Consider the following 21689-nt stretch of genomic DNA (forward strand, 5'->3'; position numbering starts at 1 on the left):
CAACGGCAGCGACAACAAGCGCCTGCGCTCCCGCCGCTGGTTCGACGAGCCGGGCGATCCGGCGATGACCGCGCTCTACCTTGAGCGTTACATGAACTACGGCATCACCCCGGACGAACTGCGCGGCGGCAAGCCGATCATCGGCATCGCCCAGACCGGGTCCGATCTGTCCCCCTGCAATCGCCACCACGTCGAGCTCGCCAGCCGCATTCGCGACGGTATCCGCGACGCCGGCGGCGTGCCGCTGGAGTTCCCCTGCCACCCGATCCAGGAAACCGGCAAACGCCCCACTGCGGCACTGGACCGCAACCTGGCGTATTTGAGCCTGGTCGAAGTCCTGCACGGCTATCCGCTGGACGGAGTCGTCCTCACCACCGGCTGCGACAAGACCACGCCAGCCCTGCTGATGGGCGCCGCCACGGTGAACATCCCGGCCATCGTCCTGTCTGGCGGCCCAATGCTGGACGGTTGGTGGAAGGGCCGCCTGTCCGGGTCGGGCACTATCGTCTGGGAAGGCCGCAAACTCTTCGCGGAAGGAAAAATCGGCTACGACGAATTCATGGAGATGGTGTCGTCGTCTGCCCCGTCCGTCGGCCATTGCAACACCATGGGTACCGCGACCTCGATGAACTCGCTGGCCGAGGCGCTGGGCATGTCGCTGCCCGGTTGCGCCGCCATTCCGGCCCCGTATCGCGAGCGCGGCTGGATGGCGTTCGAGACCGGCAAGCGCATCGTCGGCATGGTGAAGGAAAACCTCCGCCCGTCCGACATCATGACCAGGCAAGCCTTCGAGAACGCCGTCGTTGCCGCCGCCGCGCTCGGTGCCTCCTCCAACTGCCCGATCCACATGATCGCCATCGCCCGCCACATGGGCGTCGAGCATGACCTCGAGGACTGGCAGCGCCTAGGCCCCGAAATCCCTCTTCTGGTCGACCTGCAACCCGCCGGCCGTTTCCTCGGCGAAAAGTTCCACCGCGCCGGTGGTGTCCCCGCGGTGATGAAGGAACTGCTGGCCGCCGGCAAACTGCATGGCGACGTTCGCACCGTCACCGGCCGCACCCTGGCCGAGGACCTCGCCGACGTGCCGGACGGCGATCGCGAGGTCATCCGCTCCTACGAGGCTCCGCTGCTGCCCGCCGCCGGCTACGTCGTGATGTCCGGCAACCTGTTCGACAGCGCGGTGATGAAAATCAGCGTCATCGACAAGGATTTTCGTGCGCGCTTCCTGTCCAACCCCGACCGCCCTAACGTGTTCGAGGGCAAGGCCATCGTCTTCGAAGGCCCGGAAGACTACCACCACCGCATCGAGGACCCCGATCTGGGCGTGGAAGAACAATCCGTGCTGATCATCCGCAACTGCGGCCCCGTCGGCTACCCCGGCAGCGCCGAGGTGGTGAACATGCAGCCCCCCGCCTCGCTTCTGAAACGCGGCATCATGACCCTGCCGACGATGGGGGACGGGCGCCAGTCCGGCACGTCCGGCTCGCCCTCGATCCTGAACGTATCCCCCGAGGCGGCCGTCGGCGGCGGCCTTGCCATCCTGAAAACCGGCGACCGCATCAGGATCGATCTGAACACCCGCAAGGTCGACGTCCTGCTGCCGCCGGGCGAGCTGGAGGCCCGCAAGGCCGCCTGGACCCCGCCGAAACTGGTCACCATGACGCCGTGGGAGGAGATTTACCGGTCGATGGTCGGGCAGTTGGGCTCCGGCGCGTGCCTGGAGCCGGCAACCTTATTCCTGGATGTCATTGAGACCAGGGGGGAATCGCGTAACAACCACTGACCGCACTCGGCGTGGCAACGGCGGCCCTTCGACAGCCACCGTCCGTCATGCCGATGCAGATCGGCATCCATGCCTGCTGTGCGCGAACGCAAAGGCGTGGATGGCGGGCCTTCGCCCACCAAGACGGTGGTAAGGCAGCGCCGAAAGGTCAACGACAGCGTCGGCTGGTGCTAACCCCGCCGCCGCAGGTTCGCCACGATCCGCAACACCGCGATAACCAGCCCGGCCGTACTGAACGTGCCGCCGATCGCCGTGATCGCCCTGCGCCGGACCTCCAGCGCCTCCAGCTCGACCCGACTCGGGGACGACCTCGTGGCAGCGAACCCAAGGATGATCGCCACCAGCACATCCGCCCCGCCGAGGATCCCCGCCGCGGCGGGGAAACTCTGCCCCAGCCCCGCCCGCAGCCAATACCAGACCGCGATATGGGCGAAGACGATCGCGCCAAGCAGGAACAGCAGCGCGATTACACCCAGCACGGCGCGCAACACCATGCGCCGAACCAGCCGGCGCAGACGGACGCCCTCGGCTTCCGCCGCGATGCGCGCGAACTGAGCGGACCGCACCGGTCAGCGCATCGCCCGACCGATAACCCATCCCACAGCAGCGGCAATGATGATCGCTGTAAGAGGCTGGTCCTTCACCCGGCCGGACATCGCCTGCGCCTGATCGCGCACAACACCGCTCGCGCTGTGGACGGCGTTTTCCGCGCGGCCGGCGAACTCCGCCACCGCCGGCGCCACGCGATCCTTCATCAGCGCTTCCACCTGCTCCCGCAACCGTACGATCTGGGCCTGTGCGTCTTCCATCTTGCTGTGCGTGTCAGAGGCGGCGGTCATCGGTCTGCTCCATGAAAAAGGGTCCAGGCTAAGACGAAACGTAGGCACGATCGTTCCCCAACCAAACCCTGATCACCGCATGCTTGCGCGAACGTGACCGAGACCGAACTACTCCGCCGGCCGGTGTTCGAGGCTTGCCAGCGATCGTCCCCTCGTCTCCGGCAACAGCAGCAGCGCAATGATCATCAACACCAATCCGCCGAAGGTGAACGTGGCGATGGCGACAGGCAAACCGAACCGGGCGGCCAGGAACCCGACCATCGCCGGGAACACCGCACCGATGCCGCGTCCGACATTGTAGCAGAACCCCTGGCCGACGCCGCGCACGGCGGTCGGATACAGCTCGGTCATGAAGGTTCCCATCGGCGAGAACATCATCAGGTTGATGTAGCCCAGCAGGAAGCCGACCGGCAGGATCAGGTCGTTGCTCAGCGGCGCGAACAGATAGACGAACATCAGCACGAGAGACCCGATCGCCGAGGTCATAAACGTCGATTTGCGCCCGATCGCATCGGCCAGGTAGGCGCCGGACAGGAAGCCGAAAAACGCCCCCAGGATCAGCACCATCAGATAGCTGCCGGTGCCGACGGACGTCAGATGTCGCACGGTCTTCAGATACAGCGGCAGGAAGGTGGTCAGCGCGTAGCTGGACCCCTGTGCGCCGGTCACCATCATCGACACCCGCCACGTGGTGGACAAATGCGGCGGCTTCAGCGCGGCAAACAGATGCATCGGGCCGAGGTTGACGGAACCGGGCTTGACCGCGGGTTCCTCCACGAAGCGACGGATCCAGAACACCAGCGCGGCCGGCGCCAGGCCAATCCAGAACATCACCTTCCAGGTCAGCGCCTCCGGCAGGTTCGCCGATAGAATCGTATAGACAATCGCCGCCGCACCCCAGCCGACCGCCCAGCCCGTCTGCACCAGCCCCACCGCTCGGCCGCGATATTTGTCGCGGATGACCTCGCCCATCAGCACCGCGCCGGCGGCCCATTCGCCGCCGAAGCCGAAGCCCTGCAGCGCCTTCAGCACAAACAACTGGTTGAAATCCTGGGCAAACCCGCAAAGGAACGTGAAGAAGGCGTACCACAGGATCGTCACCTGCAGGATGCGCACCCGGCCGAAACGATCCGACAACGCGCCGGCCATCCAGCCGCCGAATGACGACACAACCAGGGTGACGGTCGCCAGCACACCGGCCTCGGCCGTGGTGATGCCCCAGACGGTCAGCAGCGACGGAATGACGAAACTGAATATCTGAACGTCCAGTGCATCCAGCGACCAGCCGCCGAAACAGGCGACCATGGTCCGGCGCTCCCGCGGATTCAGGTCCTTGAGCCAAGCCAGCATCATCCACTCCCCAAACTTTATTTCGATTTTGTTGAACGCAGTGAACCCCGGCTCGGCATACGAGGCAAGCATCGGCAGCCAATTCCGTGTAAAAGAGCGGGCACCGACGCCACCGCGTCCGGTTACGAGCGTTACGGCCGCCTATGTGACATCACAGGGAGATCGCCAACATGCCCGACCATACCTATCGAATCATCGAAATCGCCGGCTCGTCAGAAGTCAGCCACGCCGACGCCATCAAGAACGGCATCGCCCGAGCCGCCAAGACCATGCGCAACATACGCTGGTTCGAGGTCATTCAGCAGCGCGGTGAGGTCGAGGACGGCAAGATTCGCCATTACCAGGTGTCGATGAAGGTCGGCTTCACGCTGGAGGACTAACACCAGGCGTCGTTGAATTTGACCCTTCCGCTAACGTCATGGCCGGGCGCCTGCTTCGGGCGTCCCGGCCATCTGCGCACCAGCCGATGAAGCGCGGATGGCCGGGACACGCATAGCGCGCGCCCGGCCATGGCGGCATCCGGGAGTCGGTATCAACGGCGCTTGGTATAACGTGCGATCGTCTGAGGCCGATCAACCTCGGACGTAAATCGCTCTCTAAGCCAGGGTGACCTCCTCCACGAAATAGCCTAAATCGCCTCTCGCTGCCGTGACGGACGCGGCGCGAGGGGAACGCGATGCCATCATTGACAGGTAAGACGGCGTTTGTGACCGCGGCGGGCCAGGGAATCGGCCGAGCGACCGCGCAGGCCTTCGCGGCCGCGGGCGCCAAGGTTGTGGCGACAGATGTGGATGCGGCCAAGCTCGCCGGCCTGGCCTCGGACTCGATTCGCACCATGGCGCTGGACGTGCTCGATCCGGCCGCGATCGCCCGCACCGCCGAAGCCGCCGGGGCGATCGACATCCTGTTCAACTGCGCCGGCGTGGTGCACCAGGGCACGCTGCTGGAAGCCACCGAGGCCGACTGGTCGTTCGCCTTCGACCTGAATTGCCGAGCGATGTTCCGCACCATGCAGGCGCTCCTGCCGGGGATGCTGGCACGCGGCCGGGGCGCGATCGTCAACATGGCCTCGGTCGCCTCCAGCCTGAAGGGCGTGCCGAACCGCTTCATCTACAGCGCCTCGAAAGCGGCGGTGATCGGCATGACGCGGTCGGTCGCCACCGACTATGTGACCAAGGGAATCCGCTGCAACTGCCTGTGCCCGGGCACGGTCGAGACACCCAGCCTGGGCGAGCGCATCGCCGCCAACGCCACCGCCGCCGGTTCGATCGACGCCGCCCGCGCCGCCTTCGTGGCGAGGCAGCCGATGGGGCGCCTGGGCACGCCGGAGGAGATCGCCGCGCTGGCGGTCTATCTGTCCGGCGACGATGCCCAGTTCATTACCGGTCAGGCAATCGTTATAGACGGCGGCCTGACACTCTGATCCGCATATGGGGGAAACGTTATGAAGCTGTTGCGTTATGGTCCGGCCGGCGCCGAGAAGCCCGGCCTGTTCGCCAATGACGGCACGATCCGCGACCTGAGCAGTCTGGTTCGCGACATCGACGGGTTCGCGCTGTCCGAGGCGTCGCTGGCGATGATCGCCAGTGTCGATTCGTCGAAGCTGCCCAAGGTCGAGGGCAATCCGCGGATCGGCCCCTGCGTCGTACGGCCGGTCAACTATGTCTGCATCGGGCTGAACTACGCCGACCATGCCGCCGAAACCGGCAACCCGATCCCCAAGGAGCCGATCGTGTTCCTGAAGTCGCTCAGCGCCTTCACCGGACCGAACGACGACGTGAAGCTGCCGCGCGGCTCGCAGAAGCTGGACTGGGAAGTCGAGTTGGGCGTGGTGATCGGCAAGACCGCTCGCTACGTGCCAGAGCATGAGGCGATGGATCATGTCGCCGGCTATTGCGTCTGCAACGACGTCAGCGAGCGCGAATTCCAGACCGAACGCGGCGGCACCTGGGACAAGGGCAAGGGCTGCGAGACCTTCGGCCCGACCGGCCCCTGGATGGTGACCAAGGATGAGGTCAGCGACCCGCAGGACCTGCCGCTGTGGACCGAGGTAAACGGCAAGCGCTACCAGGACGGCTCCACCCAGACGATGATCTTCGGTGTCCAGAAGCTGGTCAGCTATGTCAGCCATTTCATCACCCTGCACGCCGGCGACGTGATCGCCACCGGCACGCCGCCCGGTGTCGGCATGGGCATCAAGCCGGAGCCGGTGTTCCTGAAGATCGGCGACGTGATGCGCCTGGGAATCGAGGGCCTCGGCATCCAGACCCAACGGATCGTCGCCGCTTAGTGTCCGACGCCGTCATGGCGGGAGACGGCCCGCCATCCACGCCTTTTTCGGGGCCGCCTCCGGAAGGCGCGGATGGTGGGCCTCCACCCACCATGACGATGAGAGGCCACCGCCCTGCGCCTGCCGACTCGATTACCCCGCGTCGGACCCTCAGTCCTTCATCCAACCGCAGGCCCGGCCCTGGCCCCATCCAACCCGGCCGAGCCTTGCCCCCGTACCCTCCGTCATGGCCGGGCGCGTCCCGGCCATCTGCGCTTCAACCGCTGAAGCGCGAGCGTCCAACACAATCCTGGTCCGCCAAACCTACCCTTCCTCATCGGCCAGCGGCACGCCCGCATGGACCCCAAAGCGGCGTTCGCGCAGCCGGAACAGTTCCACCAGATCGGTTACGCCCGGCAGCACCGCGGCGATACCGCAATGCGGACACAGCGGCGTGTCGCCGTCGTCGATCCAGTCAATCACCTCCGACGCCGCGAAGGTTTGAAGGCAGCAGAAGCAGCCGCACTCCATGAGGCTTTCTCCAATCGTCCGGCTCATTGCCGGGACAACGCTGATCCGGCTGGCATTCGCCGCGACAACCGGCTTGGGGATGGATGAGAGCTACATGGTAACGGCCGGACGCATCTTGAGTCTCGGCTATTTCGATCATCCCCCCGCGAGTTGGTGGCTGTCCTGGGTTGCCGCCCACTTGTTCGGCACCGAGGCGTCCTGGGTGGTGCGGCTGCCCTTCATCCTGCTGTTCGCCCTGTCACAAGTGCTGATGTGGCGAATCACCCGCCGCCTGGCGGACCAGCGAGCGGCCTTCTGGGCGGTCGTGGCCTTCAATCTGTCCCCGGTGTTCGGCATCACCACAGGCACCTGGGTATTGCCCGACGGACCGCTGGACGCGGCCTTGCTGGCAGCGGCGCTATGCCTGCTGCACGCGCTGCCGGCGACCGGACGCCGAGCGCTGGGATGGTGGGCGGCCACCGGCCTGTGCGCTGGTCTGGCACTGTTTTCCAAATATTCCGCCGTGCTGACGATCGGCGGCGCGTTTCTCTATCTGGTCGCCAGCCGCCCCCACCGCCACTGGCTGGCGCGCCCCGAACCCTACGTCGCGGCAGTGCTGGCGCTGGCCGTGTTCTCGCCAGTGCTGATCTGGAACACCACGCACGGCTGGGCGTCGTTCGCATTCCAGGGCGATCGGGCATCAGGCCTGCGCTTCCGCCCCCTGATACCCATCCAGGTCTGGGGCGGCGAGGCGCTGTTCGTGCTGCCCTGGATCTGGCTGCCGATGATCATCCTGTTCCTCCGCGGCTTCCGGCGTGGGTGGGAAGAGCGGCTGCTGGTATGGCTGGCGGCGCCGCCCATCGTGGTGTTCGCCCTGATCTCGGCATGGTCGAGCCAACGCGTGCTGTTTCACTGGGCCGCCCCTGGCTACCTGATGCTGTTTCCACTGCTGGGCCGAGCGATCGCCGAGCGGGTGGATGTCGCGTGGGTCCGGCGGACAGTGGCCGGTTCGGCGATTTTGGTGCTGGTGTCCATCACGGTCATCGCCACCCAGAACCAATTTGATTGGCTCGGCGGCAGACTGGCCACGGTCATGCGTTCCGATCCGACAGCCGAGGGCCTGGACTGGACGTCGTTGCGTAACGATCTGGCGGCACGCGATCTGCTGCCCCCTGGAACAGTAGCCGCGGCACTCAATTGGCGGGATGCGGGCAAGATCGGACGCGGGCTGGGACCGGACGCGACAATGCTGTGTCTGAACATTGACGCACGGCAGTTTGGGGTCGCCGATCCGTTGCGTGCGTTTGCCGGACAGGATGTGCTGGTGCTGGTGCTCGGTCCCGTGGACAAGGCGGTGGTTGAGGCCAAGCCATGGTTTCAGACGGTCGAAGTGCTGCCCAGCACCTCGGTGCGGCTGGATGGGCGCGTGCTGCGAACGGTGACGGTGCTGCGTGGCCGGGGACTTTTGCCACGGCCATAGGCGATTGGACCAAATGCCCCTAAACCGCCCCGCTCAGGCCCACGGGCGAACCAGGCGCCGGCCCGAGACTGGTTGACGCCGTCGCATCGACGGTGCGGGCTATGGGCGAACCATAATAGTCCCAGGCCATCTCGTGGCCGAGATAAACAAACGGGCCGACCACGAGACCGAACGCGGACAAACCCGCCGCCGTCGCGAAGTCGCCTACCACCACGTAAAGCGTGGTGAAGTCCACCGTCGAGGCGATGGTCCGAAAGGTGACGGTCTTGGCCAGCGCCCGATTGACCGTAATCCCTCTCCGGCCGGCAGGCGCCGCTTTTGCGTTCGGCTGAAGGGACAAGGGAACCGCGGTTCCGGCCGGCCCCCAGTAATGCCAGGCCGTTTCGTGCGCCAGATAGAACAATGGGCCGGCCACCAGGGCGAAGGCCGACAGACCCGCCGCCGTGGCGGCCTCGCCCAGCACCACGTAGTTCGAGGTGAAGTCCAGCACCGTGACGATAGCCCGATAGGTAACGGTCTTGGCCAACGCCTGTTTAACCGGGAACCCGACACGGGCGGCCAGCGGTGTCTTGACGTCCGGCGGGCGGGGCATGGGAACCGCGGGCTCGTTCCGACGGCGAGCGGTGGAACCGAACAGCCGCCGGCGCAGCGTGGGCAGGTACCCGGGCACCAGCATGGCGGCACCGCCGATCACCATGCCCGGGATCAGCGCCACCTCCAGCAAGGCGGCGCCCGCGAGCATCGATACTCCCAACGTCACAGATCGTTTCACGGCATCACCCTCGGGCCGGTGGAAGCGGTCGCGCTCTAGCCGTACGCGACCCTCCCCCATACCATCCTCGCCGGCACGTCCTGGAGACCTAAAAAATGACAAAACTGCGCCACGGCGCCTTCCTGCCGCCCTTCCACCCGATGAACGAGAACCCGGCCGCCTGCATCGACCGCGACCTCGAACTCATGCAATGGCTCGACCGGCTTGGTTTCGACGAAGCCTGGATCGGCGAGCACCACTCCGCCGGCTGGGAGCTGATCAGTTCCCCCGAACTGTTCATCGCTGTCGCCGCCGAACGCACCAAGTCGATCCGCTTCGGCACCGGCGTGATCTCGCTGCCGTACCACAACCCGCTGATGACCGCGAACCGCATCATCCAGTTGGATCATCACACTCGCGGTCGAGTCATGTTCGGCGCCGGCCCCGGATTGCTGGCGTCGGATGCGTTGATGCTGGGTATCGACCCCAACACCCAGCGCGACCGCATGGCCGAGGCGCTCGACGTCATCCTGCGCCTGTTCAAGGGCGAGATCGTCACCGAGAAAACCGACTGGTACACCCTGGTCGGCGCACGAGCGCACATCTTGCCCTACACCAGCCCGCACCCCGAGGTCGCGGTGGTCAGCGCCGTCACCCCCTCCGGCGGCCGCCTGGCGGGGAAATACGACCTCAGCATGATCTGTGTCGCCGCCACCAACCCGTTCGGCTACGACGCGCTGGCGGCCAACTGGAAGATCGCCAACGACATCGCCGCGCAGGACGGCCGCACGATGGATGCGTCCCGCCTTCGCCTGGTCGGCCCCATGCACATCGCCGAAACCCGCGCCCAGGCGTTCGAGAACGTCAAATTCGGCTTCGAGCCGTATCTGAACTATCTCAACAACAACCAGCCCCGCTTCATCGTCCCAGACGGCCAGGACCCGGCGACATGGTTCGTGGAAAACAAGTTCGGCGTCATCGGCACCCCCGACGATGCCATCGCCCTGATCGAGCGGCTCTACGAAAAGCAGGGCGATTTCGGGGTGTTCCTGCAGCAGGTCCACAACTGGGCGGATTTCGAAGAAACCAAACGGTCCTACGAACTCTACCAGCGCTACGTGATGCCGCACTTCTCCAAGGCGAACCGCCCGCGCGTCGAGTCGTTCGACTGGTGCACGGACCATCGCGACGAATTATCGGAGAAGCGCTCAACAGCCGCACGCGCGATGTTCGAAAAGCACGAAGCGGAACAGAAAGCCGCCCTTACCCGCCCGCAGAAAGGCCGGGAGGCCTGGTAGTCAGCGCCGAGTCGGCGATCCGATCGCCGGTTTCGCGGTCGCCGGCCGCGGTGCCGGCAGGTCTTCCTCCAGGACCGTCAGGGTCAGGGAGTACGACGTCTCGCCATCATCGACATCCTTGTGGACGGTGCCGATCGTCTCATCGTTGACCGCAATTTCGACCGACAGACCCCGGCGCATCGGCGGCACGATCTTGATCCGGTCACTGCCGAACAATTTGCGCAGATAGGTTTGAAGACGTTCGATTTCCAACGGTGTCATGCGAGTCTCATACGAAAGGAGCTGAGCCGTTTAGCCTTGAGTCCGGTCCGCGGTCCAGCGCGCAACGCGCCGAACATGGCCTAATCCAGCATGTGGCCAAACCGAGCGGCCTTTGTTGCCAGATATTCATCGTTAACGCCGTTGGGCGCGAACAGATGCGGCTCCCGGCCCGTCACCTCGATGCCGCACGCGATCATCGCATCCAGCTTGTCGGGGTTATTGGTCAGCAGGCGCACCCGGTTGATTCCCATGATCCGCAGGATGGTCGCCCCGATCAGGAAATTCCGCTCATCCGAACCCCAGCCCAGCGCTCGGTTGGCGTCCATCGTATCCAGGCCGCGATCCTGCAGGCCATACGCCCGCAGCTTGTTCACCAACCCGATCCCCCTGCCTTCCTGCGCCAGGTACAGCAGCACGCCGGAACCATCCTCCGCCATCCGGCGAATCGCGCCGCGCAACTGCTCCCCGCAATCGCACCGCATGCTGCCCAGCAGGTCGCCGGTGAAACACTCGGAGTGGATTCGGACCAGCGGGGCGTCCGCCGTCTCCGGCCGGCCAATCACGATCGCGAGATGCTCGAGGCCCGAACCGTCGCTGCGAAACGCCACGACCCGGCTGTCCGGCGCATCGTTGAGCGGCACATCAGCCGACACCACCTGGCGCAGGCCGGCCACTTCCGTGTTCTTGTAAGCGAGCACGTCGGCTGCCGCGACATCGACCAAGCCATGACCGGCGATCAGCGGTGCCAGGTCATGCCGCAGCGGCACCGCGAGGGTTGCCGGCAGCAGACGAGCGATCTTGGCGAGACCGATCGCCGCATCGGCCAGGGGCGGTGTTGGCACCGAACGCAGCATATCCCGCACCGCCGGCTGAATCGCCAGTGGATCCACAAGAGATTGATATATATCCATTTTATGAGACAAATTTGGCAGCGCCACCGCGACCGAGGCGGCATCAGCCGACATCGGTGCCCGCAATATCGCTGCGGCCCGAGCCGGCGCGAGAATCAGCACCAGATCGGCGGCCGAGACCGCCTCCAGTTCCGCCAGTTCCGCCGTTCCCCCTGTCTCCGCGGCCAGGATCAGCAGTGGCGCCTCGCCGGTCAGCACCACCGGAACGCCGCGCCGCAGGTCGGAGGCGGCGCGATGCACCTGCCTCAGCCGCGACCGTGTCGGGTCGTCGATCACAGCGGGCTCAGCCGACATGCAACACCGGCCGGACCACGCGGCGTGGTCTCCTGATGAAGAGCTTTGTAAGATTTTGGCACATTGGATAACCAAATTTCGTCACTATTGACCTTCAAACCACGATTCGTACCGGCAAGAGATGACGACTGGATGCCGTGAACCATATAGTGAGGGGAAAAGGGCGGGCGGTGGATTTCGAACCTATCGGGTCGCCTTGGCGCGCGCAATCTTGCGAAAGGTCAGGATCCGCGTGGTCTGCCGCACCGATTTCGGCCCAACTCGCGACCATTTATGGTAATTTGGCCTCCTTGAGATGAAACAGAGACGTGGCATCGGTACCAAGCTACGTCAATCACTGGCAAGAGGAACTCGATTATGTCGGCAGAACGCCCGGTCCTGATCGTCGATGACGATGACGCCCTGCGTGAGACCCTGGTTGATCAGCTCGCCGTGGATGGTGAATTCGTCGCCACCGAGGCTGGTTCCGTCAAAATCGCGGAGGATTGCCTTGCCGCCAAGGATGCACGCTTCGATGCGGTCATCCTTGATGTCGGCCTGCCTGACGGCGACGGCCGTGACCTGTGTGCCAAGCTGCGAAAGCAGGGGCATCGCATGCCCATTATCATGCTGACCGGGTTCGACAGCGAAACCGACGTGGTCAAGGGCCTGGATTGCGGCGCCAACGACTACATCGCCAAGCCGTTCAAGCTTGCCGTGCTGCTGGCCCGTTTGCGCGCCCAGTTGCGGATTTTCGAGAACAGCGAGGACGCGGTCTTCACCATCGGCCCCTACACGTTCCGCCCCGCTGCGAAACTGCTGCAGGAACCGGCGAAGAACCGCCGCATCCGCCTGACGGAGAAAGAAGCCGCGATCCTGAAGTTCCTGTATCGCGCCGGCACGCGCTCCGTCGCCCGGCAGGTCCTGCTGAACGAGGTCTGGGGCTACAACGCCGCCGTAACCACCCACACGCTGGAGACACACATCTACCGCCTGCGCCAGAAGATCGAGCCCGATCCGGCCAATGCGCGTCTGCTGGTCACCGAGGGTGGCGGCTACCGGCTCGACCCCGAGGGCATTCCGATCGCGCGTGTGCCGGTCGCGATGCAGGCCTGATCGAGGCAGCGGTCCGGATACAAAAAAGCCCTCTCGCGAGGGCTTTTTTTCTGCACCGGAGAGGGGCGGACCTTAAAGCTTCTCCACCTGGGAGTATTCCAACTCGACCGGCGTGGAACGGCCGAAGATCGAGACGCTGACTTTCACGCGGCCCTTCTCCTCGTCCACCTCTTCCACCGTGCCGTTGAAGCTGGTGAACGGCCCGTCGGCGACGCGCACCTGCTCGCCGATTTCGTAGAGCACCGCTGGGCGCGGACGATCCACGCCTTCCTGATTCTGCTTCAGGATCCGATCCGCCTCCGCCTCGCTGATCGGGCTTGGCTTGGTCTTGCTGCCCAGGAAGCCGGTCACCTTCGGCGTGTTCTTAACCAGATGCCAGGCGTCGTCGGTCAGGTCCATCTTCACCAGGACATAGCCCGGGAAAAACTTGTGCTCGCTGTTGATCTTCCGGCCGCGCTTGACCTCGACGACGTTCTCGGAGGGCACCAGCACAGCCTCGAACTGATCGGCCAAGCCCTTTTGCGCGGCCTGCTCGGTGATCTGCTGGGCGATCTTCTTCTCGAACCCGGAGTAGACGTGGACGACGTACCAATTCTTGGCCATTTCCCGGAATCCTCTCAGATGCCCACATTGAATAGCGCGCGCACCCCGAGACCGATCACCTGATCGACGACGAAGAAGAAGATGGCAGCCATCGCGGCCATGGCGAACACCAGGCCGGTCGTGACCATCGTCTCCTTGCGGGTGGGCCAGGTCACCCTGGTGATCTCCGCTCTAACTTCACGTACGAATTTTGCCGGTTGGAAAGCCACGTTCGTCAAATCCCTCGCTGATCGTCGGCCATATCTTCATGTCCCTGATTGCGCTGCCCCGGTTGCCCGCGGCATCGATCCGCGCACTGGCAGGGGTGGAGGGTCTCGAACCCCCAGCCTCCGGTTTTGGAGACCGGCGCTCTAGCCAATTGAGCTACACCCCTGCAGTGGGCCGGCGCTCTCTCCATGGGATCGGACGCGACGAAGCGCGTAGAAAGGATGCGCGCGCGACGTTGTCAAGCGTTTATGGCCGTTGGCATCCATTCCGCCGCTCCGGGCCGAAAAACTCCACGGTATGTTCACATCATGTTCTTGACTCCGGTGCGGTGGCATGGGAACAATCCGATCGAACATAATACGAACATGAGGTCGGGATGTCAGATCGGATGGAAGCGCAAATCGACCGGGACGCCATCGTCGCGATGGACAATGCCGGCTTACCTGAAGACGGACCTGTTCAGCGTTTTCCCTCACGCCAGGCCGCCGGCCGGGGCGCCGTCAGCAATCCAGCGGTCCGCTTCGATGCCCATGCCGCATCCCCGTTCGACGACGGGTGGGCGACGCTGTCACAAGACGTAGGTGAACTGCCGCGACTCGACACAACGCTGACGCGCGATTCGTCCCGGTCGGCGATCAGTTGGAACACCTCTCCCGATATCGGCTTCGACCGGGCGGTCAATCCGTACCGGGGTTGCGAGCATGGCTGCATCTATTGCTACGCCCGCCCGACGCACGCCTTCCTCGGCTACTCACCAGGCCTGGATTTCGAAACCAAGCTGATCTTCAAACCTGATGTGGCGGAACTGCTGGAAAAGGAGTTCCGCAAGCCTGGTTATGTTCCCCGCACCCTGGCCCTGGGATCGAACACCGATCCCTATCAGCCCGTCGAACGCACGCTGAAGCTGACCCGCTCCGTGCTGGAGGTACTGGACCGGTTCAATCATCCGGTCGGTATCGTTACCAAATCGTCCGGCGTGTTGCGCGACCTGGACATCCTGTCGTCGATGGCGAAGCGGAACCTGGTGCGTGTCCATATCTCTGTCACCACATTGGATGCTCGGCTGGCGCGGGTGATGGAACCCCGGGCGGCAACACCCGCCAGGCGCCTGCATACGATCGCCGAACTGACACGGGCCGGCGTCCCGTCGGGCGTGCTGGCCGCCCCGATGATCCCGGCGCTGAACGATGCCGAGCTGGAGAAGATACTGGAAGCGTCCGCGCGCGCCGGGGCGCGTCACGCCGGTTATGTTCTGTTGCGGCTGCCGCTTGAATTGCGGGAGATGTTTGAGGCATGGCTGAACACCCATTTCCCCGACCGTGCCCGTCACGTCCTCAGCCTGATCCGGCAGACACGTGGGGGCGAATTGAATGATTCGCGATTCCACCACCGATTCTCGGGGCAGGGGGTGTATGCCGATCTGTTGCTACGGCGGTTCGCGCGGGTGGCACGCCAGTTTGGCTTCGACGAAGCGCGGACTCAATTGAGTTGCGACCGATTCGCCGTTCCCGGCGGGGCGTTGACCGAAGTTCCCAGTCAGATGTCGTTGTTCTAACCGCTGGATCGTCAATCGATAAGCGGATTGACGTGGCTTGAAGCATCAACCTATCTTCTCAGCCTACGATAAAGAGGGCCCGCTGGCCCCAAGGGGCTGGGAGGCCAACGATAGTGGAAGACGCTGCGCGTATACTGCAGCTCGTTGTTAACGGTGCAGCGTCCGGTTGTATTTATGGGTTGATCGCACTTGGCTTTGTGCTGATCTACAAAGCAACCGAATTGGTGAACTTCGCCCAGGGCGACATCATGATGCTGGGCGGCTTCGTCGCCTTCAGCCTGATCACCCATTTCCATCTGCCTTATTGGGTCGGTGGTCTGCTGGCGATCGTCATCACCGCCGCATTCGGTTACGTATTGGATGCCTTCGTCATAAGACGCGTGATCGGCCAGCCACAATTCGCCGTGGTTATGCTCACGCTGGGGCTTGGCTTCATTTTTCGGGCCGCGGCCGGGATTACGTGGGGTTACGATTCGGTCGGTTTCGACACGCCGTTCACCAACAAAACCGTTAACATTCACGGGCTGGTGCTGGGCGAGGATAATCTTTCGATCATCGTCGGGACTGTCCTGCTGTGTGGCGTCCTGTATCTATTCTTCAGCAAGACACGTGTCGGCGTCGCCATGCAGGCCGCATCGCAAAACCAGCTTGCCGCCTATTACATGGGCATCCCGGTTCGAACGATTTTCTCGCTGATCTGGGCTATCAGCGCCGGTGTGGCGTGTCTTGCTGGCATCCTGTTGTCGCCAGTATCGATGATCGACGTGAATATGGGATTCCTCGGCATCAAGGCTTTCGCCGCCGCGGTGATTGGCGGCTTCGGCAGTATCCCGGGATCGCTGATCGGCGGCGTCATCGTCGGGATCGTCGAGCAGTTCGCCGGCTATAAATTGCCCGCAGGGTTCCAGGAAGTAACATCGAATGTTGTGCTGCTGCTGATGTTGTTCATCCGGCCGCAGGGATTGTTCGCCGAACGCATGGGAAAGCGAGTCTGACCGATGCGCTATTTGTTTAGGACACAATACCGGCAGGATATCGCGCTATGGCGGCATAACGGCGACCGATTCTGGTACGGCCTGCTGACGGTGCTGGTCCTGATCGCGCCGCTGGTCCTCGGCGAATTCTACATCGGCGAACTGGGCGCGGTTTACATCTTCGCCATAGCCGGTGTCGGACTGATGCTGCTGGTCGGCTACACCGGGCTGATCAGCCTGGGCCATGCCGCCTTTCTGGGTATCGGTGCCTACGTCAACGCGGTCCTGCTCGCGCGTGGCGTGCCGTTTCTCATCACTTTGCCTGTCGCCGGGCTGTTCACTGCGCTGTGCGGCGCCGCCATAGGCCGCCCGACGTTGAGAATGAGCGGGCTTTACCTGGCCATCGCGACCCTGGCCTTCGGCAGTATTGTCGGTACCGTCTTCCAGAAATGGACCTCGGTCACTGGCGGTTTCGATGGTTTCGCGGTGCCGACGCCTTATGTCTTTGGCATCGCGGTCGACAGTGCGACAGGGATTTATTACGTTTCACTCGCCGTGCTGGCCTTCGTTATGTGGATCTCGGCGAACCTGCTGCACTCACCCACCGGGCGAGCCATGGTGGCGATTCGGGACAGCGAAGTCTCGGCGCAAAGCATGGGCATTCATCTGGCTCGGTACAAGACGCTGGTTTTCGCCATCAGCGCGGGCATGACCGGCTTGGCGGGGGCATTGTTCGCCCACTATGTCCGCTTTCTGGCGCCCGACGCATTCGACGTGCTGCTGTCCGTGCAGTTCGTGACAATCGTCTTCGTCGGCGGCCTTGGGTCGTTGCGTGGTGCGATCCTGGGCGCGATGTTCGTCCGGTTGTTGCCGCAATTCATCGCCATCGTGCGCGACGACCTGCCATTCGGCATCGGGCGGCTGCCGGGCCTGGAACCATCGTTGTTCGGCCTGGTCCTGGTGCTGGTCATTCTGTTCCAGCCGGATGGCCTGAACGGCATGTGGCTGAAGATAAAGCGGTGGTTTCAGGCGTTTCCATTCAAGCGGCAGGCCAGTTTCCGCCGCCAGAAAGCCTATGCGAAGTCGGAGCGCCTGAGATGATCATGTTCCAGGCAGACGATATCTCGGTTCGTTTCGGTGGAATCCGAGCGGTGGATTCCGTGAGCTTCGATGTAAGGCAGGGGGAGGTGTTTTCCATCATCGGCCCCAACGGCGCCGGAAAGACCACGATCTTCAACCTGATCAGCCGTATCTACAATTCGACATCCGGCAAGCTGATCTTCGAGGGCAAGGAATTCACCCGCACGCCGGCTTCGCAGATCGCCGCCTTGGGAATCGCTCGGACCTTCCAGAATATCGAGCTGTTCCCCAACGCCACGCTGCTGCAAAATCTGCTGATCGGCCGGCATTGCCATTCGCGGGTTGGTTTCATATCAGAACTTCTGTTTCTGCCGTCGGTGCGCAACGCCGAACTCCGCCATCGCGAGAAGGCCGAGGACGTCATCGCCTTCCTCGGCCTGGAACGGTACCGCGATTCGCTGATCGCCAACCTGCCGTATGGCGTCCGCAAGGTCGTGGAACTGGGGCGTGCTTTGTGCATCGAGCCGAAGCTACTGCTGCTGGACGAACCGTCATCCGGGCTGAATGTCGAAGAGACCGAAGGAATGGGTTTCTGGATCGAGGATATCAAGAAGGATCTGGGAATTACCGTCATCATGGTTGAGCACGACATGGCGCTGGTCAACCAGGTGTCCGATCGGGTGATGGCGCTAAATTACGGCAAGGTCCTGGCGATGGGCACACCGCAGGAGGTGCAGACCCATCCCGAAGTGGTGCGCGCCTATCTGGGTGGGGAGGTTGAAAGCGCGGCATGACCGAACCTCTGCTACGGGTGAACTCCATCGAAACGTTTTATGGTCCGATCCAGGCCATTCGCGGCGTGTCCCTGGATGTGGACCAGGGACAGATCGTGACGGTGCTGGGCGCCAACGGCGCGGGCAAAACCAGCGTGTTGCGCACGATCTCCGGCGTTCTGGACCCCGAACGGGGCCAGGTCCTGTTCGAAGGGCGCGACATCGCCCGCTTGCCGCCCGATCAGGTGATGCGCCAGGGCATCTGCCACGTGCCGGAGGGGCGGGAGATTTTTCCATTCCTGACCGTGCGCGAAAATCTCACCATGGGAGCTTACACACGGCGCGATTCGGCCGGCGTGGCACGCGATACCGAACTTTGCTTTGATTATTTCCCACGGTTGAAGGAGCGCGAGAACCAGCGCGCGGGCCTGTTGTCGGGCGGCGAGCAGCAGATGCTGGCGATCAGCCGGGCGCTGATGGGTAGCCCGAAATTGCTGCTGCTGGACGAACCGTCGCTGGGACTCTCGCCGATTCTCGTGCAGCAGATATTCGGCATCATCCGGCGGATCAACCGCGAACAAAATGTCGCTATCCTGTTGGTTGAGCAAAATGCCCACATGGCATTGCAGACGGCGGATTTCGGCTACGTGCTGGAAGTCGGGCGCATCGTCGCCGCCGACGACTGCAAAAAACTCATGCAGCGTGCCGACATCAAGGAATTCTATCTGGGCCAGAAGGAAGCCGGTGCGCGTGGCACCCGGCGGTGGAAAAAGAAACGGTCGTGGAACTGACGATGGACCAGCCGCACACCTCTTTTGCCGCGCTTGTCTCGCAACGGGCCCAAGCGCACGGTGACGAAACGATCTTGCGCACCAAGAACCGCGGCATCTGGAAGGCTGCGACCTGGACGTATCTCGCCGAACAGGTTCAGGCGATCGGGACCGCTTTGCTGGCGGCGGATTTCGCCCGTGGCGACGTGGTGGCGATCCTGTCGGAATCGCGGCCCGAGGTGGTCTATGCCGACCTCGCGATCATGGGGTGCGGCGCCGCGAGTGTCGCCATCGATCCGGACGACGATCTGGATCGGGTGTCCCACCTTCTATCGTCCAGCGGCAGTCGTCTCGCATTCGTGGAGAATGAGGAGCAGCTCGACAAGCTGCTGGGGCTTCGCGATCGCTGCCCGGCGCTGTCCCGCATCGTGGTGTTCGACATGAAGGGTTTGCGGGATTTCGCCGACGCGAGTTGCGTCAGCCTGTCCGCCTTCATCGAGAGTGGCGGTTCGGCGGATTGGGCCCTTGCGGTCCGATCGATCGACGCGGATCAGCCGGCGGTCGTCCAGTTCCCCCGCGGCGAGGGCTTCGGCATGGGCCGGACGCTGACGCACGGCGACCTGATGCACATGGTGGGTGCTGCGCGCGACAGGTTGCCGATCCGGCCGCATGATGAGCGCCTGGCCGTGCTGCGGCTGTCCGACATCACCGAACGGATTTGGGGCCTGTATCTGTCACTGGAAACACGTTGCATCAGCAACTATCCCGAAGGTCCGGATACCGTGATCGAAAACCTGCAGGAATTGCAGCCGACGATCCTGGGTGTCGATGCCGCGGTATGGGATCATCTGCAAATGCTCGCCGCGACGCGCACCAAAAGCGCGGTCGCCATGCAGCGCCTGGTTTACGGATGGGCGTTGCGCACCGCACGCCTCACCGGACCAAGGGCACGACTGGCGGACTTGTTCGTGCTGCGTGCCGTCCGGCGGGAGTTTGGTCTGAACAAGCTGCGTCTCGCCTATGTCGGCGGTGCATCGGTCGGTTCCACGGCGCTCGATTGGGCCCGAAGCCTGGGTATCGCGATTCAGCGCGTGGATGAACCGTCGGTTGGGTCCGGCCAGTTGGACGAACGCTACCAGGCCTTGATGCAGAACGCCTACGCATAAAGTTGCACAAGCAACGAAACGACGGGGAGGAAATGGATGATCAGGTTCATGCTTATGGCCATCGCACTCGCGTTGGCTGTTCCCACGATGGCTGCCGAACCGCAACGGGGCGTGACCGATACGGATATCGTGATCGGCACCTACACCGATCTGTCCGGCGTGACGGCGATGTGGGGCGTGAACAACTCCAATTCCTGGCGGATGGTGTTCGATCAGGTTAACGCGGCCGGCGGCATCAACGGCCGGAAGATCAAATACGTCGTGGAGGACAATCAATACCAGATCCCAAGGTCGGTGCAGGCCGCGAACAAGCTGATCAACCGTGACGGCGTGTTCATCATGGTCGCGAATGCCGGCACGCCGATGAACAACGCGGTGATGCCGGAGCAACTTGCCAAGGGTGTCGCGAATATTTTCCCGCTGACATCCGCCCGCTCGATGTACGAGCCGTTGAATCATCTGAAGTTCGGCCTGGGATCATCCTATTATGACCAGGTGCGCGCCGGCCTGAAGTTCTTCGTCGAGAAGCGCGGCAAGAAGCATGTCTGCACCATGGCGCAGGACACCGATTTCGGCCGCGATATCACCGACGGGGTGAAGGACCAGTTGAAGGCCGAGAACATGACGCTGGCCGGCGAAACGCTTCACAAGCCAACTGATACCGACTTCAGCGCCTCGGTCGCGCGCATGCGCGATGCCGGATGCGATTTCATCGTTCTGGGCACGATCGTCCGCGACGCGGTGCAGATCATCTCCGCGGTCAGAAAGATTGGCTGGAACGTCGATATGATGGGCCAGGCCGCCAGCTATGATGAGGCGGTGGCGACCGCACCAGGTGGAACGACCAACGGGTTCTATTCGATGACGCCGATGCTGTTCGTGACCGAGGGCGACACGTCACCGGCGGTCAAAGCGTTCGACGCCGCCTACAGCAAGAAATTTGATAAGAGCCCGAACTTCGCCGCGCAGATTGGCTATACCGGAGCCGAGGTGGTCGTTCAGGCGTTGAAGAATGCCGGCAAAGACCTGACGCCCGATAGTTTTGTCGCGGGTCTGGAGTCGATCAAGAACTACCACGACATCTTCGGTTCGCCGACGATTTCGTTCAGCCAGACAAAGCACCAGGGATCCAACGAATCGTTCCTGTGCGTCGTCAAGGATGGCCATTGGCAGCCGGCGGAGGCCGAACCGCTGGGGTATTAGTCCAAAATGCCCGGGTGACGGCTGGCCCACCCGGGCGACGGATTATGGCCGAGCCGAACGGCTGGGGCTTTGAAGACGTCTACGACGCCTTTTCCTTCACCGGCCTGGTGTCGTTTGCCGCCACCGGCTTGATCACACTGGTGATCGTCTCCCGCAGCACCGTCACGCGCAGGTTCGGGGCGATTTCCACCTCGATCTCGTTGGAGGCGATCTGCTTGCCGTCCTTGTCCTGCACCATCGGCACTTTCTGCACCACGCCCAGGATGCCGCCGCCGGTGACGACCTTGTCACCGCGCTTCAGCGCTGACAGCATCCCCTTCATTTCCTTCTGCTTCTGCTGCTGCGGACGGATCAGCAGGAAGTAGAAGACGGCGAAAATCAGGACCAGCGGCGCGAACTGCGTGGCACTTCCCAGCATGCCGGAAACATCCTGCGCATAAGCCGGGGTAATCAGCGTAAACGGGTTCATAGCGGCGCGGGTCCTTGCGATGCAGCGGGCCGGACCATAGTTTCCGCC

General features: G+C 63.4%; 24 protein-coding genes and 1 tRNA gene. 14 read left to right on the forward strand and 11 right to left on the reverse strand.

All coding sequences use genetic code 11. The annotated features are described in order from the left end of the window. Nucleotides 1-22: 22 nt before the first annotated feature. Nucleotides 23-1783: an IlvD/Edd family dehydratase gene (locus GSQ89_RS03250; RefSeq protein ID WP_158922171.1), complete on the forward strand. Its 1761-nt coding sequence runs from the start codon at nt 23-25 to the stop codon at nt 1781-1783. A gap of 170 nt (nt 1784-1953) precedes the next feature. Here the strand turns inward: GSQ89_RS03250 and GSQ89_RS03255 are convergent, their stop codons facing one another. The 3 genes from GSQ89_RS03255 to GSQ89_RS03265 all read right to left on the reverse strand — a co-directional run bounded on the left by GSQ89_RS03255 (nt 1954) and on the right by GSQ89_RS03265 (nt 4044). Further along, nucleotides 1954-2349, reverse strand: coding sequence for a hypothetical protein (locus GSQ89_RS03255; protein ID WP_158921985.1), 396 nt, complete (start codon nt 2347-2349; stop codon nt 1954-1956). A 3-nt stretch (nt 2350-2352) separates the two neighbouring features. Continuing rightward, complete coding sequence (locus GSQ89_RS03260) at nt 2353-2622, reverse strand: hypothetical protein (protein WP_158921987.1); 270 nt, start codon at nt 2620-2622, stop codon at nt 2353-2355. A 108-nt stretch (nt 2623-2730) separates the two neighbouring features. Continuing rightward, nucleotides 2731-4044, reverse strand: coding sequence for an MFS transporter (locus GSQ89_RS03265; protein ID WP_216855989.1), 1314 nt, complete (start codon nt 4042-4044; stop codon nt 2731-2733). Between the two features lie 98 nt (nt 4045-4142). Between GSQ89_RS03265 and GSQ89_RS03270 the strand changes: the two genes are divergently transcribed. The 3 genes from GSQ89_RS03270 to GSQ89_RS03280 all read left to right on the forward strand — a co-directional run bounded on the left by GSQ89_RS03270 (nt 4143) and on the right by GSQ89_RS03280 (nt 6262). Then, nucleotides 4143-4352: a dodecin gene (locus GSQ89_RS03270; protein ID WP_158921989.1), complete on the forward strand. Its 210-nt coding sequence runs from the start codon at nt 4143-4145 to the stop codon at nt 4350-4352. A 296-nt stretch (nt 4353-4648) separates the two neighbouring features. After that, nucleotides 4649-5395 (forward strand): SDR family oxidoreductase, encoded by a 747-nt coding sequence (locus GSQ89_RS03275; protein WP_158921991.1) that lies wholly within the window; start codon nt 4649-4651, stop codon nt 5393-5395. Between the two features lie 21 nt (nt 5396-5416). After that, the gene (locus GSQ89_RS03280) at nt 5417-6262 is read left to right on the forward strand and encodes a fumarylacetoacetate hydrolase family protein (RefSeq protein ID WP_158921993.1); all 846 of its coding nucleotides are present in this window, start codon (nt 5417-5419) and stop codon (nt 6260-6262) included. Between the two features lie 303 nt (nt 6263-6565). Here GSQ89_RS03280 and GSQ89_RS03285 read toward each other — a convergent pair whose 3' ends face one another. Beyond that, nucleotides 6566-6772, reverse strand: coding sequence for a hypothetical protein (locus GSQ89_RS03285; RefSeq protein ID WP_216855990.1), 207 nt, complete (start codon nt 6770-6772; stop codon nt 6566-6568). On the opposite strand from GSQ89_RS03285, the gene GSQ89_RS03290 reads away from it, so the two are divergent. Beyond that, a complete protein-coding gene (locus GSQ89_RS03290) occupies nt 6771-8231 on the forward strand; it encodes a glycosyltransferase family 39 protein (protein ID WP_158921997.1) in 1461 nt (486 codons plus the stop codon). The two genes, GSQ89_RS03285 and GSQ89_RS03290, sit on opposite strands and share 2 nt — an antisense overlap. 19 nt (nt 8232-8250) lie before the next feature. Here the strand turns inward: GSQ89_RS03290 and GSQ89_RS03295 are convergent, their stop codons facing one another. After that, nucleotides 8251-8973, reverse strand: a complete 723-nt coding sequence (locus tag GSQ89_RS03295) for a DUF2061 domain-containing protein (RefSeq protein ID WP_158921999.1) — start codon at nt 8971-8973, stop codon at nt 8251-8253. 125 nt (nt 8974-9098) lie between these two features. On the opposite strand from GSQ89_RS03295, the gene GSQ89_RS03300 reads away from it, so the two are divergent. After that, the gene (locus tag GSQ89_RS03300; RefSeq protein ID WP_158922001.1) at nt 9099-10280 is read left to right on the forward strand and encodes an LLM class flavin-dependent oxidoreductase; all 1182 of its coding nucleotides are present in this window, start codon (nt 9099-9101) and stop codon (nt 10278-10280) included. Here GSQ89_RS03300 and GSQ89_RS03305 read toward each other — a convergent pair whose 3' ends face one another. Next, nucleotides 10281-10541: a DUF3126 family protein gene (locus tag GSQ89_RS03305; protein WP_158922003.1), complete on the reverse strand. Its 261-nt coding sequence runs from the start codon at nt 10539-10541 to the stop codon at nt 10281-10283. It abuts the gene before it with no gap. Nucleotides 10542-10621: 80 nt separating this feature from the next. Then, complete coding sequence (gene ribA / locus GSQ89_RS03310) at nt 10622-11746, reverse strand: GTP cyclohydrolase II (protein ID WP_158922005.1); 1125 nt, start codon at nt 11744-11746, stop codon at nt 10622-10624. Between the two features lie 357 nt (nt 11747-12103). Between ribA and GSQ89_RS03315 the strand changes: the two genes are divergently transcribed. Beyond that, entirely contained in the window at nt 12104-12841 is a 738-nt protein-coding gene (locus tag GSQ89_RS03315; RefSeq protein ID WP_158922007.1) for a response regulator transcription factor, read from the forward strand. Between the two features lie 72 nt (nt 12842-12913). Here the strand turns inward: GSQ89_RS03315 and nusG are convergent, their stop codons facing one another. From nusG to GSQ89_RS03330, 3 genes are all read right to left on the reverse strand, one after another. Further along, the gene (gene nusG / locus GSQ89_RS03320) at nt 12914-13444 is read right to left on the reverse strand and encodes a transcription termination/antitermination protein NusG (RefSeq protein WP_158922009.1); all 531 of its coding nucleotides are present in this window, start codon (nt 13442-13444) and stop codon (nt 12914-12916) included. A gap of 14 nt (nt 13445-13458) precedes the next feature. Beyond that, entirely contained in the window at nt 13459-13653 is a 195-nt protein-coding gene (secE, locus tag GSQ89_RS03325; RefSeq protein ID WP_158922011.1) for a preprotein translocase subunit SecE, read from the reverse strand. A gap of 87 nt (nt 13654-13740) precedes the next feature. Further along, a tRNA-Trp gene (locus GSQ89_RS03330) sits at nt 13741-13817 on the reverse strand. A 210-nt stretch (nt 13818-14027) separates the two neighbouring features. Here GSQ89_RS03330 and GSQ89_RS03335 point away from each other — a divergent pair. The 7 genes from GSQ89_RS03335 (at nt 14028) to GSQ89_RS03365 (ending at nt 21172) form a co-directional block, all read left to right on the forward strand. After that, the gene (locus tag GSQ89_RS03335) at nt 14028-15206 is read left to right on the forward strand and encodes a PA0069 family radical SAM protein (protein ID WP_254073058.1); all 1179 of its coding nucleotides are present in this window, start codon (nt 14028-14030) and stop codon (nt 15204-15206) included. 113 nt (nt 15207-15319) lie between these two features. Next, nucleotides 15320-16201, forward strand: coding sequence for a branched-chain amino acid ABC transporter permease (locus tag GSQ89_RS03340; protein WP_216855991.1), 882 nt, complete (start codon nt 15320-15322; stop codon nt 16199-16201). 3 nt (nt 16202-16204) lie between these two features. Beyond that, nucleotides 16205-17281 carry a branched-chain amino acid ABC transporter permease gene (locus GSQ89_RS03345; protein WP_158922013.1) on the forward strand — a complete coding sequence of 359 codons (1077 nt, stop codon included), beginning with the start codon at nt 16205-16207 and terminating at the stop codon, nt 17279-17281. A 2-nt stretch (nt 17282-17283) separates the two neighbouring features. Then, complete coding sequence (locus GSQ89_RS03350; protein WP_216855992.1) at nt 17284-18054, forward strand: ABC transporter ATP-binding protein; 771 nt, start codon at nt 17284-17286, stop codon at nt 18052-18054. After that, the gene (locus GSQ89_RS03355) at nt 18051-18824 is read left to right on the forward strand and encodes an ABC transporter ATP-binding protein (protein ID WP_158922017.1); all 774 of its coding nucleotides are present in this window, start codon (nt 18051-18053) and stop codon (nt 18822-18824) included. The genes GSQ89_RS03350 and GSQ89_RS03355 overlap by 4 nt, the downstream gene beginning before the upstream one ends. Further along, the gene (locus tag GSQ89_RS03360; RefSeq protein ID WP_158922019.1) at nt 18815-19969 is read left to right on the forward strand and encodes an AMP-binding protein; all 1155 of its coding nucleotides are present in this window, start codon (nt 18815-18817) and stop codon (nt 19967-19969) included. The genes GSQ89_RS03355 and GSQ89_RS03360 overlap by 10 nt, the downstream gene beginning before the upstream one ends. Nucleotides 19970-20005: 36 nt before the next feature. Further along, nucleotides 20006-21172, forward strand: coding sequence for an ABC transporter substrate-binding protein (locus tag GSQ89_RS03365; RefSeq protein WP_158922021.1), 1167 nt, complete (start codon nt 20006-20008; stop codon nt 21170-21172). A 79-nt stretch (nt 21173-21251) separates the two neighbouring features. Here GSQ89_RS03365 and yajC read toward each other — a convergent pair whose 3' ends face one another. Further along, on the reverse strand, nt 21252-21641 hold the full coding sequence (gene yajC / locus GSQ89_RS03370) for a preprotein translocase subunit YajC (protein ID WP_158922023.1): 390 nt from the start codon (nt 21639-21641) through the stop codon (nt 21252-21254). Nucleotides 21642-21689 lie beyond the last annotated feature (48 nt).

This window comes from Acidisphaera sp. S103 (assembly GCF_009765975.1).
Classification (GTDB): Bacteria; Pseudomonadota; Alphaproteobacteria; order Acetobacterales; family Acetobacteraceae; genus Rhodopila.

Excerpts from the sequence above, each read along its gene's own strand:
- GSQ89_RS03260 (WP_158921987.1), bottom strand. The coding sequence starts at position 2,622 with ATGACCGCCGCCTCTGACACGCACAGCAAGATGGAAGACGCACAGGCC.
- GSQ89_RS03265 (WP_216855989.1), bottom strand. The coding sequence starts at position 4,044 with ATGCTTGCCTCGTATGCCGAGCCGGGGTTCACTGCGTTCAACAAAATC.
- GSQ89_RS03270 (WP_158921989.1), top strand. The coding sequence starts at position 4,143 with ATGCCCGACCATACCTATCGAATCATCGAAATCGCCGGCTCGTCAGAA.
- GSQ89_RS03275 (WP_158921991.1), top strand. The coding sequence starts at position 4,649 with ATGCCATCATTGACAGGTAAGACGGCGTTTGTGACCGCGGCGGGCCAG.
- GSQ89_RS03280 (WP_158921993.1), top strand. The coding sequence starts at position 5,417 with ATGAAGCTGTTGCGTTATGGTCCGGCCGGCGCCGAGAAGCCCGGCCTG.
- GSQ89_RS03290 (WP_158921997.1), top strand. The coding sequence starts at position 6,771 with ATGAGGCTTTCTCCAATCGTCCGGCTCATTGCCGGGACAACGCTGATC.
- GSQ89_RS03285 (WP_216855990.1), bottom strand. The coding sequence starts at position 6,772 with ATGGAGTGCGGCTGCTTCTGCTGCCTTCAAACCTTCGCGGCGTCGGAG.
- GSQ89_RS03295 (WP_158921999.1), bottom strand. The coding sequence starts at position 8,973 with ATGCTCGCGGGCGCCGCCTTGCTGGAGGTGGCGCTGATCCCGGGCATG.
- GSQ89_RS03300 (WP_158922001.1), top strand. The coding sequence starts at position 9,099 with ATGACAAAACTGCGCCACGGCGCCTTCCTGCCGCCCTTCCACCCGATG.
- GSQ89_RS03305 (WP_158922003.1), bottom strand. The coding sequence starts at position 10,541 with ATGACACCGTTGGAAATCGAACGTCTTCAAACCTATCTGCGCAAATTG.
- ribA (WP_158922005.1), bottom strand. The coding sequence starts at position 11,746 with ATGTCGGCTGAGCCCGCTGTGATCGACGACCCGACACGGTCGCGGCTG.
- GSQ89_RS03315 (WP_158922007.1), top strand. The coding sequence starts at position 12,104 with ATGTCGGCAGAACGCCCGGTCCTGATCGTCGATGACGATGACGCCCTG.
- nusG (WP_158922009.1), bottom strand. The coding sequence starts at position 13,444 with ATGGCCAAGAATTGGTACGTCGTCCACGTCTACTCCGGGTTCGAGAAG.
- GSQ89_RS03335 (WP_254073058.1), top strand. The coding sequence starts at position 14,028 with ATGTCAGATCGGATGGAAGCGCAAATCGACCGGGACGCCATCGTCGCG.
- GSQ89_RS03345 (WP_158922013.1), top strand. The coding sequence starts at position 16,205 with ATGCGCTATTTGTTTAGGACACAATACCGGCAGGATATCGCGCTATGG.
- GSQ89_RS03350 (WP_216855992.1), top strand. The coding sequence starts at position 17,284 with ATGTTCCAGGCAGACGATATCTCGGTTCGTTTCGGTGGAATCCGAGCG.
- GSQ89_RS03355 (WP_158922017.1), top strand. The coding sequence starts at position 18,051 with ATGACCGAACCTCTGCTACGGGTGAACTCCATCGAAACGTTTTATGGT.
- GSQ89_RS03365 (WP_158922021.1), top strand. The coding sequence starts at position 20,006 with ATGATCAGGTTCATGCTTATGGCCATCGCACTCGCGTTGGCTGTTCCC.
- yajC (WP_158922023.1), bottom strand. The coding sequence starts at position 21,641 with ATGAACCCGTTTACGCTGATTACCCCGGCTTATGCGCAGGATGTTTCC.